Genomic DNA, 14,673 nt, shown 5'->3' with positions numbered 1-14,673 from the left:
CTAGCGAGTAAAACTCAATCTCTTACCAAGCTCACTCGTTACAAATTTTCCATTTTGATAAGCCAAATTCCCAGATACAAAAGTATGGGTAATGCTAGCTTGAAAAGTTTCTCCATCAAATGGGCTCCAGCCACATTTATAAAAGATATTTACAGGCGTTACTTTAAAGGGGTCGTTTAGATTTACAAGCACTAAATCTGCCCAATAACCTTCTCTAATAAAGCCACGTTTCTCAATGTCAAAACAGATAGCTAAGTTATGCGCAGTTTTCTCGACAATCTTTTCTAAGGAAATTTTGCCTTGTAAGTGCATTTCTAACAATGCTGGTAAAGCATGTTGGACTAATGGTCCACCAGAAGGAGCTTGAGCATAAGATTGTTGCTTTTCTGCTAAAGTATGTGGGGCATGGTCTGTTGCAATTACATCTATGTTATCTGCTAAAACTCCTGCTAAAATTCCTGCTTGGTCGGCAGCAGTTTTAACGGCAGGGTTCCATTTAATGAAATTGCCTTTTGTTGGATAATCTTGATCGTTAAACCAAAGATGATGCACACAAGCTTCAGCCGTTATTTTTTTGTCTTTTAGGGCGATGGTATTGTCAAATAAAGCAATTTCTTTAGCAGTAGAAATATGTAAAATATGTAACCTAGTTTGGTAGCGTTTGGCCAACTCAACAGCTAATGAAGAGGATTTATAGCAAGCTTCTGCACTTCGAATTAATGGATGCATTTCGATTCTTAAATCTTCGCCATATTTTGCTTTAAAAATCGCCAAATTCTCACGAATAGTTGCCTCATCTTCGCAATGTGTAGCCACCAAGATTGGTGCTTTGCTAAAAATATTTTCTAAAGTTTTTTCATTATCAACCAACATATTACCAGTTGATGAACCCATGAACACTTTTATACCACATACATTTTTCGGGTCTGTTTTTAAAACCTCCTCAATGTTATCATTACTGGCACCCATATAAAATGAATAGTTAGCCAATGAAGTTTCTGCAGCAATCTGGTACTTATCTGCTAATAAATCTTGCGTTAAAGTATTAGGGACAGTATTTGGCATTTCCATAAAAGAGGTAATACCACCTGCAACAGCGGCCATGCTTTCAGTAAAAATATCTGCTTTATGTGTTAAACCTGGCTCACGAAAATGAACTTGGTCGTCTATCATTCCTGGTAAAAGGTAAAGCCTATCGGCATTAATTTCTTGTGCTTCGGGAGCAGATAGTGATTGACCGATTTTCTCAATTAAACCATTTTTAACTAAAACATCAGCTATAAATTGCTGTCCTTCGTTTACTAAAGTAGCGCCTTTTATGAGGTAAGTATTCATGGTGGTAAAGATAAAGATAGATTTGAGATTTGAGATATGAGATTTGAGAAATGAGGCCAGAAGTATTGAGCACAGCATTTTGTTCTTTAAACCTGATTTAGCGGAAATCCTTTTGTCACACTGGTCCTTCGACTACGCTCAGGATGACAGTGCAAAAAGATTGCAGCGAGGGCGTGACTACCGCAACCGATTAGCACTGAAATTGCTTTTCAAATTATTTTAAACCATATAAGTAATATAAGCTATTATAAGGTGGGTATATTAACCTTCTGCCTTACACCTTCAAACCCTCAACCTTATTCCGTATCTTTGTGCGCTATGGCAAAATCGTTCGAAGAATTTAATTTAAATAGGCAAATATTAAACGCAGTTGCCGATGCTGGTTACACTGTTGCCACACCAATACAAGAAAAAGCAATTGCACCGGTTTTATCTGGTCAGGATATTTGTGGTATTGCTGAAACTGGAACTGGTAAAACAGCTGCCTACGTTTTGCCCATGTTAATGAAATTAAAATATGCGCAGGGCGAGGCAGCCAGAGCTTTAATTTTAGCGCCAACACGTGAATTAGCCATGCAAATCGCCGAAGAAGTGAAACGTTTTTCTACTTATACGGATTTACGTTCGGTAGTTATTTTTGGTGGAATTGGACCTAAAGCACAAAAGGAACAGATAAAAGCTGGAGTGGACATTATTATTGCAACACCTGGTCGTTTTTTAGATATCTACCTTTCGGGAGAAATCAACACAAAATATTTACAGTTCTTGGTTTTAGACGAAGCTGATAAAATGATGGATATGGGATTTATTGGCTCAATCCATAGGATTTTAGAAGTAGTACCTCGTAAACGTCAAAACTTACTTTTTTCAGCAACAATGAGCGATTTAGTGCAGAAAATTGCGGGAGACTTCTTGAAACATCCAACTATAATTGAGGCATCTGAGCAAGCAACTCCCGCACAAACAGTAACGCAGGTTTTATATGAAGTGCCAAACTTTAAAACAAAAATCAACCTTTTACAGCACTTACTAAAAGATGTTGAAGTTTTTAATAGGTTGATTATTTTTTGTAAAACGAAAGCAGTAGCCGATAATATTTTCAGTTACGTGGTTCGTAAATTTGGAGAAGAGTCTGTTCGTGTTATTCACGCCAATAAAGGTCAGAATACTAGGATTAACTCCATAAATAGCTTTAAGGAAGGGAATATTAGGGTTTTAGTAGCTACAGATGTGGCATCAAGAGGGATTGATGTTACGGAGGTAAGTCACGTAATTAATTTTGATGTGCCGATTATTATTGAAGATTATGTGCACAGAATTGGTAGAACTGGAAGAGCGTTTTCTAAAGGAGATGCGATTACTTTTTGTACGGAAGCAGAGAAATATTACATCCGTAAAATTGAGAAATTAACTCGTCAGTTTATTCCTGTTGAACCAATTCCTGAAGGAGTTTTTGTAGAGGAAACGCCTTATGAAGAAAAACAGCAAATAGCCAAGGAGATAGATTTGCAAAAACGTAAGGAAGACCCTGATTTTAAAGGTGCTTTCCACGAAAAGAAAAATGCAAAACAGATTGAAGACCGCGAAAGAGAGAAGGCTAGAAATAAAGCGCACAAAACAAAAGTATTTAAGAACAAAAAACGCTTTGATAAAAAGAAGTAATGAGGAAGCTTAGGATAACGCCTTTAAATATTGTAGCTGCACTTGCACTTGCATTCTTTATTGTTTCTTTTTTTCAACCTAAACCAATTTCTAAGGGACACGTTGATGTAAGCAGCCTTTACAAAATGGTTTTGGGAGCTTTAGTGATTGTTGCTTTTATAACTGATATGATTTTTAGATTCATCTTTAAAGAATTAAAACGCATTTGGTTTGTGGAGCTGTTTTTTATTGCTTTAACAATTGTTCTTTTCTTAATATTACAAAAGTAAAACGATGCTGGTTTAAATATGCTTTGTAAAATCAGCATATTTGCAACCGAAAAAATTGAATACAATGAGACAAGCAGAAATAAAAATTACCGTAGAGTTAGACGACCAGAATATGCCAGAGAATATTCTTTGGGAAAGTACAGATGCTGAAACTAAAGACCAAGTGCCTGTAAAATCTATGATTTTAGCTCTGTGGGACCATAATTACAAAAATTCTATGCGCATAGATTTATGGACAAAAGATATGCCTGTTGATGAAATGAAACGTTTTTTCTACGAGACCTTACAAACTATGGGTGATAGCTTTTTGAAAGCTACTGGAGAGGAAAACATTGTGGAAGATTTGCGTGATTACTGCGCACACTTCGCAGATAAAATGGGTATCGACCCTAGGAAATAATTCTGTTGGCAATTTTAAGTTTGCAGTTTCCTGCATAACTTTTAACTTTCCACTTTAAACTTTAGATATGTTAATCGTAAGAAAAACAAATGCATACATCGGCTTAATTTTAGCCATCATTGCCATCAGCGTTGCTCCAATGTTAAGGGTGCCAATTAAAGGCAATTGGAATTTATATCAAACCGATACCAGGTTGTTTTTTATCTCTTTTGCAATTCTAGCAATAGCTACATTCTGTCTGTTAATTAGACAACTAAGAGGATTCAAGTTGTTCTCGATTGTATTTTTTATCTGGAGTGTATTAATGGCTGGCGCTGTATATTTTCAATCTAATAACTATACTAAATCTGCATTTGCAAATAAGTTTATTGGTAAGGTTGTTCATTACCAATGGGGATGGATTGTTTTATTAGTAGCTGTTTTGTTGCTGTTAACCAGCGTTAAAAAAGAGCAATTAAAAATACCTACTACCTAAGTTAGTGCTGTTGCGATGTAAGCTTGGTTACATTATAACCTTTTGCTTTACATCTAGCTACAATTTCATCGTAGGTTTTCTTTGGCATTTTTTTTATTCGGCTCATGATAAACAAAAATTTATGTTCTGGGTGACCAACAACAACGTAAGAATAATCATCAGCTAGCTCTATAATCCAATAATCTACTTTAATTGGCCAAATAAATTGCGCTTTTAATTCGCCATTGCTTCCCTCTTCTGGTGGAAACATTTTTGAAGTCCTAGAATAAGTTGCTTCGTCGTTCGATTTTTTATAAGAAGTTAGCACATTAAAATAGCCGTCTTTATTTAGGGTGTATTTTGTTGTGGTTTCTCTACTTTCTTTATCAAACATAGTTGGAATTGAATATAAGGAATACCAGGTGCCAGCATATTTTTTCATATCTACTTTGGCCACTGGCACATTTTTTTCGATAGGAGAATTGCTAAAAGCGATAAGTAAAACTGCAAACAAAATTTTCATATAAGATGATTTAATCTTATTTACGAAAACAATTTATCAGAAGATTTTAGGAGTTAACTATTTAAAACCAAAGTTTTGTGCGCCTTTTTTCGTTTAAAATGAGTTTGCTTTAAACTTTTATCACCAGAAATAATACTGATATTTCCATCGACTTCAAAGATGGCTAGTTTTACATCTTTATAATGTTCAACGCCATGTTCTCTCATTGCCTCTTTTAATTCTTCGTCACTAATTCCCAAGTGACTTAACTTATCAAAGTTTAACTTACCGTTGTGAATTAAAATTTCTGGATGTTCAAAAATCAACTCTCTAACCTTTTTGCTTTTAAAAGCTACTTTTTTAAGGATGTAATTGAGAATAAAAAGTACAGCAGCTGCGGCTAATCCGCCGAGTAAGCTTGTATCGTTGCCAACCATTGCGTTTTGTACGGCATTGCTAATTAATAAAATCAACACCACATCAATTGTATTGAGCTGAGAAAATTCTTTTTTGCCTGTTAAACGAATGGCAATCAGCATAAATGCATAAACAGCTAAACTTCTTAATGCTATATCTAAATATGGGTTCATTTTAATTTACGATTTTAGATTTACGATTGTTAAAATTTAAAACCGCCTTCTTAACAGCCATCAAATTACAATTTACAATTATTGTGCTAAATTTTCCGACTTCCCGACTAATAACTTTCGGACTTTCTTAAAACTTCAACTCTGTTTGCCCCTTTTGAGCAACTTCTATTTCATGTTGCAATAGCCATTTTTTGCGCCATAGTTCGCCGGCATAACCAACCAACTTTCCATCGCTGCCAATAACTCTATGGCAAGGCACTACTATGGCAATATTATTCTTTCCGTTTGCTGCTGCAATAGCTCTAATAGCTAGAGGTTTGTGCGCCGAAAACTTAGCGTAAGACGTAGTTTCACCATAAGGAATTTTTAATAGATTTTGCCAAACCTCTTTTTGAAATTCGGTTCCTTCCTGAGCCATAGGGAAGGAGAATTCTTGCAAATTTCCTTCAAAATATTGTGTTAATTCTTTTGCCGCCAACTGGCTGATGGAATTTTCTTGAAGACCTTCAATGTCTCTAGAACCAAAAGTAATTACGTTTACAGCATGATCATCAGCTAAAATGATAATATCCCCTATGGGTGATTTAACTACACTGCAATATTTTTCCATTTCAATACAATATTACAATAAAATAGTATCAAGTATCAAGTAGAAAGTATCGAGATACATTTTCTAAATATTTTAAATGTCAAATCAACGTTTTGTCACTTTAAGCTTTGGTCTTTCGGCTTTAGGCTCAAAAAACTATCTTTGTGGCCATGCAAATTGCAAACCAGATTAAACATCTTATTAAAAAAGAAATGTTATTAGAATGGCGTAACAAATACGCACTTAATGGGGTTTTGCTTTATGTAGTCTCTACCGTTTTTGTCTGTTATTTATCTTTTGTTACCGTAGAAAAATTAACTTGGAATGCGTTGTTCTGGATTATCATGCTTTTCGCTTCCATAAATGCTGTGGCTAAAAGTTTCTTGCAAGAAAGCAAAGGCAGACATTTATATATATATACTTTGGTAAGCCCAATTTCTTTAATCATAGCTAAAACAGTCTACAATTCGCTATTGATGATTGTACTAACTATCATTGCTTTGCTGTTTTACAGTATGGTTTTCGAATTTCCAGAAGGAACTGATGTCCTAATGTACTTAGTGGCAGCAATTGTGGGTAGCTTAAGTTTTGCTACCATATTTACCATGGTGTCTGCAATTGCATCTAAAGCTGGTAATGGTGGTATGTTAATGGCAATTTTAAGTTTTCCTATTATAATTCCCGTATTAATTGTGTTGGTTAAATTGGCTAAAAATGCAATTGACGGTTTAGATAGAAGTGTAAGTTTAGATGATGTTGGCCTCTTATTGTTGATTAATGCAATGGTAATGGGCGTTTCTTTAATATTATTCCCATATTTGTGGCGAGATTAAATAACCAAATCAAAATATAAAAATGCGAAAAACTTGGTGGAAGATTTTAGGTGCTGTTTTAGTGATTTACACTACTATTGCGGGTTTGTTACTTGGCGTGCCGCACCTTAATATTTTAAATGAAACCATTAGAAATTTATACTTCCACGTGCCCATGTGGTTTGCCATGATTGTTCTTTTTACAATCTCAGTGGTTTACAGTGTTATTTCACTTAGTTCTAAAAAAGAAATAGACGACATTAGAGCTGTTGAAGCTGTAAATGCAGGAATAATTTTTGGTATTTTAGGGTTAATAACAGGTGCTGTTTGGGCCAAATTTACTTGGGGGCAATTTTGGAGTTTCGACCCAAAACAAAACTTTGCTGCCATTTCTATCTTATTATACTTTGCTTACTTAGTACTTCGCAATGCGATAGATGAAGAACAAAAACGTGCTAAAATATCTGCCATCTATAATATTTTCGCCTTTCCAATGATGGTGGTTCTGCTATTTGTTTTGCCACGCTTACAATCATCTTTGCACCCGGGCAATGGCGGTAATCCAGGTTTTAACAGTTACGATTTAGATAGCAGAATGCGAATGGTATTTTACCCTGCTTGTTTAGGCTGGATACTAATTGGCTACTGGATTTATACCATTCGTTTCAGAACTCGTGTTTTAGAAAACAAATCAAATTTATAATGATGAAGAAAATCGCTTTTACTTTAATGATGTTAATGACTACCCTTAATTTGTTCGCTCAAAACAATGAGGTAGAAATGGCCGATGCTTTTAGAAGTAATGGAAAAATTTATGTTGTGGTAGCTGTTATCGTCATAATTTTAGTTGGATTGCTAGTCTATCTCTTCACTCTCGACAAAAGATTAAAAATGTTAGAAAAAAAATCTTCTGATAAAAACTAATTTTAAACGTCATAGCGCTACTCTTTTAATGTTTTTACAACTGTGTTTTTAGTACACTAAGCAAATTTATACTTGCATTAATGGTTTATTTAGTTGCAATTTTGCAGCCGTAAATACTAACTACAATTTATAAAACTACAAATAATGGCTAATACAGCAAACGAGACAAGTTTCTTTCAAGATGTTTGTAAGAACTTTGATAGTGCCGCACAATTTACCAATCATCCAGAAGGTTTATTGGCTCAAATAAAAGCATGTAACAGTGTGTACCGTTTTCAATTTCCTATCCGCAGAGGAAACGGTTTCGAAGTAATTGATGCATGGCGTGTAGAACACTCGCATCACATGAGCCCAACAAAGGGCGGTATTCGCTATAGCGAAATGGTTAACGAAGACGAGGTAATGGCGCTTGCAGCATTAATGACTTATAAGTGTGCCATTGTAAATGTTCCTTTTGGCGGTGCCAAAGGCGGAATTTGCATCAATCCAAAAAACTATACTGTTGCCGAGTTAGAAACAATCACTCGTCGTTACACAACAGAATTAATTAAAAAGAATTTTATTGGTCCTGGTATCGATGTTCCTGCTCCTGATTATGGGTCTGGTGAACGTGAAATGAGTTGGATTGCAGATACTTATATGACCATGAATCCTGGTCAACTAGATGCATTAGGTTGTGTAACGGGTAAACCAATTGCATTGCATGGTATTCGTGGTAGAAAAGAGGCTACTGGTCGTGGTGTGGCTTACGCCGTACGTGAGTGCGTTTCATTTGCAGAAGATATGGCCAAAGTTGGTTTAACTGCTGGCTTAGATGGTAAAAGAGTAATCGTTCAAGGTTTAGGTAATGTAGGTTATCACTCAGCTAAATTCTTGGCGGAATTCGGTGCTACCATTGTTGGGATCTGTGAATTTGAAGGTGCTATCTACAACGCAAATGGATTAAATATCGACGAAGTTTTTGCCCATCGTAAAAACAGTGGCTCTATTTTAGATTTTGAAGGCGCTACAAGCTTCAAGAACTCAATGGAAGGTTTAGAACAAGATTGCGATATTTTAGTTCCAGCAGCATTAGAGAACCAAATTACGGAATCGAATATTCGTAATATTAAGGCAAAAATTATTGCTGAAGGTGCAAACGGACCGACAACTCCAGAAGCTGAAGAAATCTTTACAGAAATGGGCGGAATGATTATTCCTGATATGTATTGTAATGCTGGTGGTGTAACGGTTTCTTATTTCGAATGGTTAAAAAATCTTTCTCACGTAGCATTTGGTCGCATGGAAAGTCGTTATGCAGAAAACTCTAACGCTAACTTGATTAACACTTTAGAAAGCTTAACTGGGAAAACCATTCCTGCCGAAAATCGTTTAATGATTGTTAAAGGTGCATCTGAAATGGAATTGGTAAACTCTGGTTTAGAAGACACCATGATTCATTCTTATCGTGAAATCAGGGAAACTTGGCTTAACAAACCAGAGGTTAAAACTTTAAGAACTGCAGCTTTTGTGAATTCAATTGATAAAATTGCTGTTTCTTATATGAATTTGGGTGTTTGGCCATAACAACAATCTATCTCCTTTGCTAGTCTTAGGATAAATATTAAAACCCTTCAGCGTATTAGTTGAAGGGTTTTTTGTTTGAAAAGCAAATTCAGTATTTCATTGGTTAAAGCAGTCCCGCTTTGCGCTTCAAGACCTCATCTCGTTCCTCAATTTCGGGCTATAAGCTGCAATCGGGTTTAGAAAACGAAATTTTTGCAACTATGAGCGGTTTCCTTGCACAAGTCTTAGTAAAATAGCTCAATCCCGATTATCCTAACGTTTGGTCCCAATCCCGAAAATCTAACGTCATTCCCGTGCAAACGGGAACCTTAAAGCGAAGGGAAGGTAAGAGAAGTTATTAAATATAGAAGTAAAATTGTATTAAGATGCCCAGTTGAGCTGAGCATGACGCACAATTAAAAAATTGCTACAACCGCGCTTCAAAAAATTAGATGATATGAAAAACAATAGTTAATTGTAAAGTAATGGCAATGCTAAGGCATAAAACCCATCCGAAATGCCATTTTAAGCTAATATGGGTGTGATTTATCGCCTTGAAATATAAAAAGATCATTACGCTAACACATAAGCCAAGTGCCAATAAAAACTGATTGGCATTTGAAATGGGTAAGTATGCTATTAAATAATAAGAAAGCAATAGGGCAGAACCTATAAAACAGACAAAACTAATTCTACGGATAAATTCAAATTTCTTTTTGCCGAGGAAAAGTAAAGCAGCTAAAATTTGAATCCCCCATTTTGCGCCAGCAATACTGCCAGATAATAACATTTGCTGGGTATTTTCATAAAGAGCATACTTTTGGTGAATAAACCAACCCGTAATTAAAGTTGATAATAAAAAATAAAGAAAGGTTAGGCTAATGTCTTTTTTTGTGTTTTGCATTTAGACTACTTATTCATCAAAAATAGTCTAGTGGTTACATAACCTATATACCTAACATTGGGTATTTTATTTGCTATCAATATTATTTAGTAATGACAATCTTTAAAAACAAAAAATCATACCATTGCGTATATTGTAGAAAAGGAATTTTATGAAGTACTTATTTGGAATTTTATTCGCAGCAATTGTTTTTTCATCTTGTAGTAATGATGGCGAGCAGAAAAAAGCAGCATTGCCAAAACCTAATGCTAAAGAACAAGTTGCCGTTTTTGCTGGTGGTTGTTTTTGGGGACTTCAAGAAGGGTTTTCTGAGTTAAAAGGAGTTTCTAAAGCTACTAGTGGTTATGCGGGTGGAACAAAAGATAATCCAACTTATGAAGAAGTAAGTGCTGATAGAACTGGTCATGCAGAGTCGGTTCAAATAATTTATAACCCAAATGTGATTAGCTTTAGCCAATTATTGGAAGCCTTTTTTGTAATGCATGACCCCACTCAATTAAACAGGCAAGGTCCAGATCTTGGAACCAGTTATCGCTCTGTAGCTTTTTACAGCGATGAAACCGAAAAGAAACAGATTGAAGAAGCCATTCTTAAATACAATAGAGCAAAGTTACATAGTGAAGCAGTAGTTACAGAAATTAAACCACTTGAAAAGTTTTATCCGGCAGAAGAATATCACCAAAATTATTATCGCTTACACCCTGATGAAGGTTATATCACTAATGTTTGCGGACCAAAAGTTCAGAAGTTGAGGCTTGCTTTGCCTAACCTTCTTCAAGATGAGTATAAGTAAGTTTAGTTGAGCTGTTGAGTTGTTAATTTGTTGAGTTGACAATGAACTATCGAACTAATGATACAAGTGAACTAATTATACTAATGAACAATTGAACCAATGAACATTTTTCAATAGAACTATCAATTAATTGTCAAGATGCGCATTAGGGAAGCCCCAAAATGCCTTAGCTACGCCTAATTTTTTATCTTTGTGGTCTAGATTTTTAATTTAAAACCTACATGAGAAAAAGTGCTATTATCGGTTTAATTACAATTGCCATTTGCATTGGCTTTTTGGTAAGCTTAAACGCAGAGACAGATACCTATTCTAATTTTATCGAAGCCTCATCTTCAAATAAAGAAGAACACGTAATTGGACATTGGGAAAAAACCAAGGGCACACATTACGATGCAATAAAGGACCCAAATCATTTTGCTTTTTACATGAAAGATGAAAAAGGGGAAGTAAAAAAAGTAGTTTTAAATGGTACAAAACCTCAAGATTTTGAACGTTCTGAGAAATTGGTTGTCATTGGAAAAATGGAAAATGAGACCTTTTATGCCTCTAAAATATTAATGAAATGCCCTTCTAAATATAACGATGAAATGGTTGAGGTAAGCCAAGACGGTCAGGTTAAACAATACAAAAAATCTTAATGGATATTCAATTTATAGGAGAAAACCTCCTTCCTGGTAAAATAGGGCAGTTTTTTATTGTGCTCTCTTTCACAGCATCTCTACTATCTACTATCGCTTATTTCTTCGCTGTTAAAAATAAAGACGAACAAGGTAAATCTTGGACTAAACTAGGTCGTATTGGTTTTATAGTAAATATAATATCTATTATTGGTATAGGAGTAACCTTATTTTATCTAATCCTAAATCATTATAACGAATACAATTACGTTTATTCTCACTCTTCGAAAGAATTGCCAGTTTACTACATTGTTTCTGCTTTTTGGGAAGGGCAAGAAGGAAGTTTTTGGCTTTGGGCATTTTGGCAATCTATTTTAGGTACCATTCTAATTTGGAAAGGGAAAACTTGGGAAAATGGTGTAATGACTGTTATTGCTTTTTCACAAGTGTTTTTAACATCAATGTTATTGGGCGTTGAAATTTTCGGACAAAGAATTGGAAGTTCACCTTTTATCCTGTTAAGAGACGCTGTTGATTTAAAATCAATGGCTCCTGTAGTTTTTGCAGACCCAGAAAATTTTAAGAACTATTTAAAGTTTATCGTAGACGGTAAGGGACTAAATCCATTGTTGCAGAATTATTGGATGGTGATACATCCACCTACCTTGTTTTTAGGTTTTGCAAGTATGGTGGTGCCTTTTGCTTATGGTATTGCAGCCTTGTGGACCAGACGTTATAAAGATTGGGTTAAACCTGTTTTGCCTTGGACATTATTTGCAGTAATGATTTTAGGAACAGGTATTATCATGGGCTCTTTTTGGGCTTATGAAGCACTTAACTTTGGTGGTTTTTGGGCTTGGGATCCCGTAGAAAATGCATCTATCATTCCTTGGTTAACTTTAATTGCAGGTGTACACGTTTTAATTGCTTATAAAAACACTGGCCACGCATTTTTTACGGCGATGGCTTTAATGTTAATGAGTTTCATCTTAGTGCTCTATGCTTCTTTTTTAACCAGAAGTGGTATTTTGGGCGATACCTCTGTGCACTCGTTTACAGATTTAGGGATGTTCGGTCACCTAATTGCATACATCCTAGCATTCGTTATCATTAGCGTTTATTTTATTGCCACAAGATGGAATGAATTACCAATAACCCATAAAGACGAAGAAACTTATTCTCGCGAATTTTGGATGTTTATTGGTGCTTTGGTAGTAACGGTTGCCTGTTTGCAAGTAATTGTCACCACTTCTTATCCAGTATTTAATAAGATTTTTGGCACATCGAAATTGATTAGCAATCCTATCGAATATTACAACAAATGGCAGTCTGGTTTTGCATTTTTAGTGACCTTAATTTCTGGTTTCTCTCAGTATTTAAAATATAAAAGAACAGACCCGCGTCGTTTTTATAGCAGTTTAATCTCATCAATTGTATTCAGCTTAGTTTTAACAGCATTGTTTGTGTATTTTACAAAAGTATATACCAATTTAATGTTTATCCTTTTAACCTTTAGCTGCCTTTTTGCCGTATTATCAAATGCAAGATTGTTAACAGGAATTTTCAGCTCAAAAGGAAGTAAATTGGCTGGTTCTGCAATTGCGCACATCGGCTTTGCCATTTTACTCTTAGGTGCATTGGTAGCTGCAGCTACAAGTAAGGTAGTTTCAATTAATGCAACAAATCAAATAGACGTTAGGGATTTCGAAAAAAATCAAAAGCCTGGCGAAAATATCATGTTGTATAAAAATGAGCCTAAAAAAATGGGTAAGTATACGGTAACTTACATCAGTGATACTACAATAGCACCAAATACATTCTACAAGCTTAATTTTAAAGTTATTGATGAATCTGGAAAAGTGAAAGAAGAATTTGAAGTAAATCCAAATGTTCAACAAAATGAAAAAATGGGTTTAATATCTTCTCCAGATACCAAGCATTATTTAACGTCCGATATCTATACACACATGACTAGTGTAAAGGCTAATGAAGAAGAACATGGTGACCATGAAGGGCATGCTGAAGAAGAAAATTTTAAAGCACCAAGGATAGTTACTTTAGCTGTGGGCGATACAATTCATACAAGTAGTGGTGTTTTAACGGTTAACCCGATAAATAGAAACCCGGTAGTAAAAGATTTAAAATTAGCACCTGGCGATTTGGCTATAGGTTTACCATTAGCCGTTAATGTGAGTGGTAAAATTTATAAAACCGAACCATTATTTTTGGTAAAAGGAAATAACACATTTGACTTTGCTAGAAACATTGAAGAGCTCGGCTTAAGATTAAGATTTACAAAAGTATTGCCTGACCAAAACAAATTTGAAGTACAGGTGTATGAAAAACCGCAACAAGCTAAAGATTGGATTGTATTTAAATCTATAGAGTTTCCGCTCATCAATTTGTACTGGGTTGGAACAATTATAATGGTTGTTGGTTTCTTAATCTCTATTTTCAGGAGAAAAAAAGAACTCAAAACGAGCTAATGAAGGTTGTTGTTATAGGAGCTGGAAATGTTGCTACACATCTTGCTAAAGCGATATATGCTGCTAATGTGCAAGTAACGCAAGTATGGTCTTATCATAATCAAAATGCACAAACCTTAGCTAATCAGATAAATGCAAAAGCAATAGCTAATTTAAACGAGATAGATTTAGATGCCGATGTTTGTCTTATTTCTATCAAGGATGACGCAATTGCTGATATTGCCAATCAACTAAAAGACTTTAGAGGTTTAATTGCACATACTTCTGGTGCAGTTAATTTAGAGGTATTTGCTAATCATTTTGAAAACTATGGCGTGTTTTATCCATTACAAACTTTCTCCAAGAGTAAAGATATAAGCTTTGCAGATATTCCACTTTGTTTAGAAGCAAATAATGAAAGTTCTTTAACTAGGCTTAAAGAATTAGCTGGCAAATTGAGTAAAAACATAGTTGAGATAAATAGCGAAAAACGTAAGATGTTGCATTTAGCAGCCGTATTTGCTTGTAATTTCACCAATCATTTATATGAATTGGCGGATGAAATTTTAAAGGCCAATCAACTTGAATTTGATATTTTAAGACCATTAATCGTTGAAACTGCTGCTAAGGTTCAAAATGCTTTTCCATTAGATGTACAAACTGGACCTGCAATTAGAAACGATGAACAAACATTAATTAAACACCAAGAATTGTTGCTGCAACAGCCACAATTACTAGAAATATATAAAATATTAAGTGATAGCATTAAAAAAACTATTTAATTCTTAATTGCGGTTTTAGCTACTTACTTT

Annotated in this window: 17 protein-coding genes; 12 read left to right on the top strand and 5 right to left on the bottom strand. The window is 34.9% G+C overall.

The window, feature by feature from the left end:
- Complete coding sequence (locus EZ428_RS10285) at nucleotides 1-1,335, bottom strand: dihydroorotase (RefSeq protein ID WP_131553053.1); 1,335 nt, start codon at nucleotides 1,333-1,335, stop codon at nucleotides 1-3.
- A gap of 318 nt (nucleotides 1,336-1,653) precedes the next feature.
- Between EZ428_RS10285 and EZ428_RS10280 the strand changes: the two genes are divergently transcribed.
- The 4 genes from EZ428_RS10280 (at nucleotide 1,654) to EZ428_RS10265 (ending at nucleotide 4,141) form a co-directional block, all read left to right on the top strand.
- Complete coding sequence (locus EZ428_RS10280) at nucleotides 1,654-2,997, top strand: DEAD/DEAH box helicase (protein WP_131553052.1); 1,344 nt, start codon at nucleotides 1,654-1,656, stop codon at nucleotides 2,995-2,997.
- Nucleotides 2,997-3,266: a hypothetical protein gene (locus tag EZ428_RS10275; protein WP_131553051.1), complete on the top strand. Its 270-nt coding sequence runs from the start codon at nucleotides 2,997-2,999 to the stop codon at nucleotides 3,264-3,266. The genes EZ428_RS10280 and EZ428_RS10275 overlap by 1 nt, the downstream gene beginning before the upstream one ends.
- 64 nt (nucleotides 3,267-3,330) lie before the next feature.
- Nucleotides 3,331-3,666, top strand: coding sequence for a gliding motility protein GldC (gene gldC, locus EZ428_RS10270; RefSeq protein ID WP_131553050.1), 336 nt, complete (start codon nucleotides 3,331-3,333; stop codon nucleotides 3,664-3,666).
- A 67-nt stretch (nucleotides 3,667-3,733) separates the two neighbouring features.
- A complete protein-coding gene (locus EZ428_RS10265; RefSeq protein WP_131553049.1) occupies nucleotides 3,734-4,141 on the top strand; it encodes a hypothetical protein in 408 nt (135 codons plus the stop codon).
- Between the two features lies 1 nt (nucleotide 4,142).
- Here EZ428_RS10265 and EZ428_RS10260 read toward each other — a convergent pair whose 3' ends face one another.
- The 3 genes from EZ428_RS10260 to EZ428_RS10250 all read right to left on the bottom strand — a co-directional run bounded on the left by EZ428_RS10260 (nucleotide 4,143) and on the right by EZ428_RS10250 (nucleotide 5,822).
- Nucleotides 4,143-4,643, bottom strand: coding sequence for a lipocalin family protein (locus tag EZ428_RS10260; RefSeq protein WP_131553048.1), 501 nt, complete (start codon nucleotides 4,641-4,643; stop codon nucleotides 4,143-4,145).
- 53 nt (nucleotides 4,644-4,696) lie between these two features.
- The gene (locus EZ428_RS10255) at nucleotides 4,697-5,212 is read right to left on the bottom strand and encodes a DUF421 domain-containing protein (RefSeq protein WP_131553047.1); all 516 of its coding nucleotides are present in this window, start codon (nucleotides 5,210-5,212) and stop codon (nucleotides 4,697-4,699) included.
- 127 nt (nucleotides 5,213-5,339) lie between these two features.
- Nucleotides 5,340-5,822, bottom strand: coding sequence for a methylated-DNA--[protein]-cysteine S-methyltransferase (locus EZ428_RS10250; RefSeq protein WP_131553046.1), 483 nt, complete (start codon nucleotides 5,820-5,822; stop codon nucleotides 5,340-5,342).
- A gap of 149 nt (nucleotides 5,823-5,971) precedes the next feature.
- Between EZ428_RS10250 and EZ428_RS10245 the strand changes: the two genes are divergently transcribed.
- The 4 genes from EZ428_RS10245 to EZ428_RS10230 all read left to right on the top strand — a co-directional run bounded on the left by EZ428_RS10245 (nucleotide 5,972) and on the right by EZ428_RS10230 (nucleotide 9,103).
- Nucleotides 5,972-6,634 (top strand): heme exporter protein CcmB, encoded by a 663-nt coding sequence (locus EZ428_RS10245; RefSeq protein ID WP_131553045.1) that lies wholly within the window; start codon nucleotides 5,972-5,974, stop codon nucleotides 6,632-6,634.
- 22 nt (nucleotides 6,635-6,656) lie between these two features.
- Nucleotides 6,657-7,316, top strand: a complete 660-nt coding sequence (locus tag EZ428_RS10240) for a cytochrome c biogenesis protein (protein WP_131553044.1) — start codon at nucleotides 6,657-6,659, stop codon at nucleotides 7,314-7,316.
- Nucleotides 7,316-7,537 carry a CcmD family protein gene (locus EZ428_RS10235; RefSeq protein ID WP_317126452.1) on the top strand — a complete coding sequence of 74 codons (222 nt, stop codon included), beginning with the start codon at nucleotides 7,316-7,318 and terminating at the stop codon, nucleotides 7,535-7,537. The genes EZ428_RS10240 and EZ428_RS10235 overlap by 1 nt, the downstream gene beginning before the upstream one ends.
- Before the next feature lie 144 nt (nucleotides 7,538-7,681).
- Entirely contained in the window at nucleotides 7,682-9,103 is a 1,422-nt protein-coding gene (locus tag EZ428_RS10230; protein WP_131553043.1) for a Glu/Leu/Phe/Val family dehydrogenase, read from the top strand.
- Between the two features lie 427 nt (nucleotides 9,104-9,530).
- Here EZ428_RS10230 and EZ428_RS10225 read toward each other — a convergent pair whose 3' ends face one another.
- On the bottom strand, nucleotides 9,531-9,986 hold the full coding sequence (locus EZ428_RS10225) for a hypothetical protein (RefSeq protein ID WP_131553042.1): 456 nt from the start codon (nucleotides 9,984-9,986) through the stop codon (nucleotides 9,531-9,533).
- A gap of 151 nt (nucleotides 9,987-10,137) precedes the next feature.
- Between EZ428_RS10225 and msrA the strand changes: the two genes are divergently transcribed.
- The 4 genes from msrA (at nucleotide 10,138) to EZ428_RS10205 (ending at nucleotide 14,643) form a co-directional block, all read left to right on the top strand.
- Nucleotides 10,138-10,779: a peptide-methionine (S)-S-oxide reductase MsrA gene (msrA, locus tag EZ428_RS10220; protein WP_131553041.1), complete on the top strand. Its 642-nt coding sequence runs from the start codon at nucleotides 10,138-10,140 to the stop codon at nucleotides 10,777-10,779.
- A gap of 221 nt (nucleotides 10,780-11,000) precedes the next feature.
- Entirely contained in the window at nucleotides 11,001-11,417 is a 417-nt protein-coding gene (locus tag EZ428_RS10215) for a cytochrome c maturation protein CcmE domain-containing protein (RefSeq protein WP_131553040.1), read from the top strand.
- Nucleotides 11,417-13,882 carry a heme lyase CcmF/NrfE family subunit gene (locus EZ428_RS10210; RefSeq protein WP_131553039.1) on the top strand — a complete coding sequence of 822 codons (2,466 nt, stop codon included), beginning with the start codon at nucleotides 11,417-11,419 and terminating at the stop codon, nucleotides 13,880-13,882. The genes EZ428_RS10215 and EZ428_RS10210 overlap by 1 nt, the downstream gene beginning before the upstream one ends.
- Nucleotides 13,882-14,643 carry a Rossmann-like and DUF2520 domain-containing protein gene (locus EZ428_RS10205; RefSeq protein WP_131553038.1) on the top strand — a complete coding sequence of 254 codons (762 nt, stop codon included), beginning with the start codon at nucleotides 13,882-13,884 and terminating at the stop codon, nucleotides 14,641-14,643. The genes EZ428_RS10210 and EZ428_RS10205 overlap by 1 nt, the downstream gene beginning before the upstream one ends.
- The last annotated feature ends 30 nt before the right edge of the window (nucleotides 14,644-14,673 follow it).

Source organism: Pedobacter frigiditerrae, assembly GCF_004331645.1.
Lineage (GTDB): Bacteria > Bacteroidota > Bacteroidia > Sphingobacteriales > Sphingobacteriaceae > Pedobacter > Pedobacter frigiditerrae.
Note: the sequence above shows the minus strand (reverse complement) of the source record. Positions and strands in the feature narration are given on the sequence as shown.

Bases quoted from the DNA above. Each gene is read 5' to 3' on its own strand.
- EZ428_RS10275 (WP_131553051.1), top strand. From the start codon at position 2,997: ATGAGGAAGCTTAGGATAACGCCTTTAAATATTGTAGCTGCACTTGCA.
- EZ428_RS10250 (WP_131553046.1), bottom strand. From the start codon at position 5,822: ATGGAAAAATATTGCAGTGTAGTTAAATCACCCATAGGGGATATTATC.
- EZ428_RS10215 (WP_131553040.1), top strand. From the start codon at position 11,001: ATGAGAAAAAGTGCTATTATCGGTTTAATTACAATTGCCATTTGCATT.
- EZ428_RS10240 (WP_131553044.1), top strand. From the start codon at position 6,657: ATGCGAAAAACTTGGTGGAAGATTTTAGGTGCTGTTTTAGTGATTTAC.
- EZ428_RS10205 (WP_131553038.1), top strand. From the start codon at position 13,882: ATGAAGGTTGTTGTTATAGGAGCTGGAAATGTTGCTACACATCTTGCT.
- gldC (WP_131553050.1), top strand. From the start codon at position 3,331: ATGAGACAAGCAGAAATAAAAATTACCGTAGAGTTAGACGACCAGAAT.
- EZ428_RS10225 (WP_131553042.1), bottom strand. From the start codon at position 9,986: ATGCAAAACACAAAAAAAGACATTAGCCTAACCTTTCTTTATTTTTTA.
- EZ428_RS10260 (WP_131553048.1), bottom strand. From the start codon at position 4,643: ATGAAAATTTTGTTTGCAGTTTTACTTATCGCTTTTAGCAATTCTCCT.
- msrA (WP_131553041.1), top strand. From the start codon at position 10,138: ATGAAGTACTTATTTGGAATTTTATTCGCAGCAATTGTTTTTTCATCT.
- EZ428_RS10235 (WP_317126452.1), top strand. From the start codon at position 7,316: ATGATGAAGAAAATCGCTTTTACTTTAATGATGTTAATGACTACCCTT.
- EZ428_RS10255 (WP_131553047.1), bottom strand. From the start codon at position 5,212: ATGAACCCATATTTAGATATAGCATTAAGAAGTTTAGCTGTTTATGCA.
- EZ428_RS10230 (WP_131553043.1), top strand. From the start codon at position 7,682: ATGGCTAATACAGCAAACGAGACAAGTTTCTTTCAAGATGTTTGTAAG.
- EZ428_RS10245 (WP_131553045.1), top strand. From the start codon at position 5,972: ATGCAAATTGCAAACCAGATTAAACATCTTATTAAAAAAGAAATGTTA.
- EZ428_RS10265 (WP_131553049.1), top strand. From the start codon at position 3,734: ATGTTAATCGTAAGAAAAACAAATGCATACATCGGCTTAATTTTAGCC.
- EZ428_RS10285 (WP_131553053.1), bottom strand. From the start codon at position 1,335: ATGAATACTTACCTCATAAAAGGCGCTACTTTAGTAAACGAAGGACAG.
- EZ428_RS10280 (WP_131553052.1), top strand. From the start codon at position 1,654: ATGGCAAAATCGTTCGAAGAATTTAATTTAAATAGGCAAATATTAAAC.
- EZ428_RS10210 (WP_131553039.1), top strand. From the start codon at position 11,417: ATGGATATTCAATTTATAGGAGAAAACCTCCTTCCTGGTAAAATAGGG.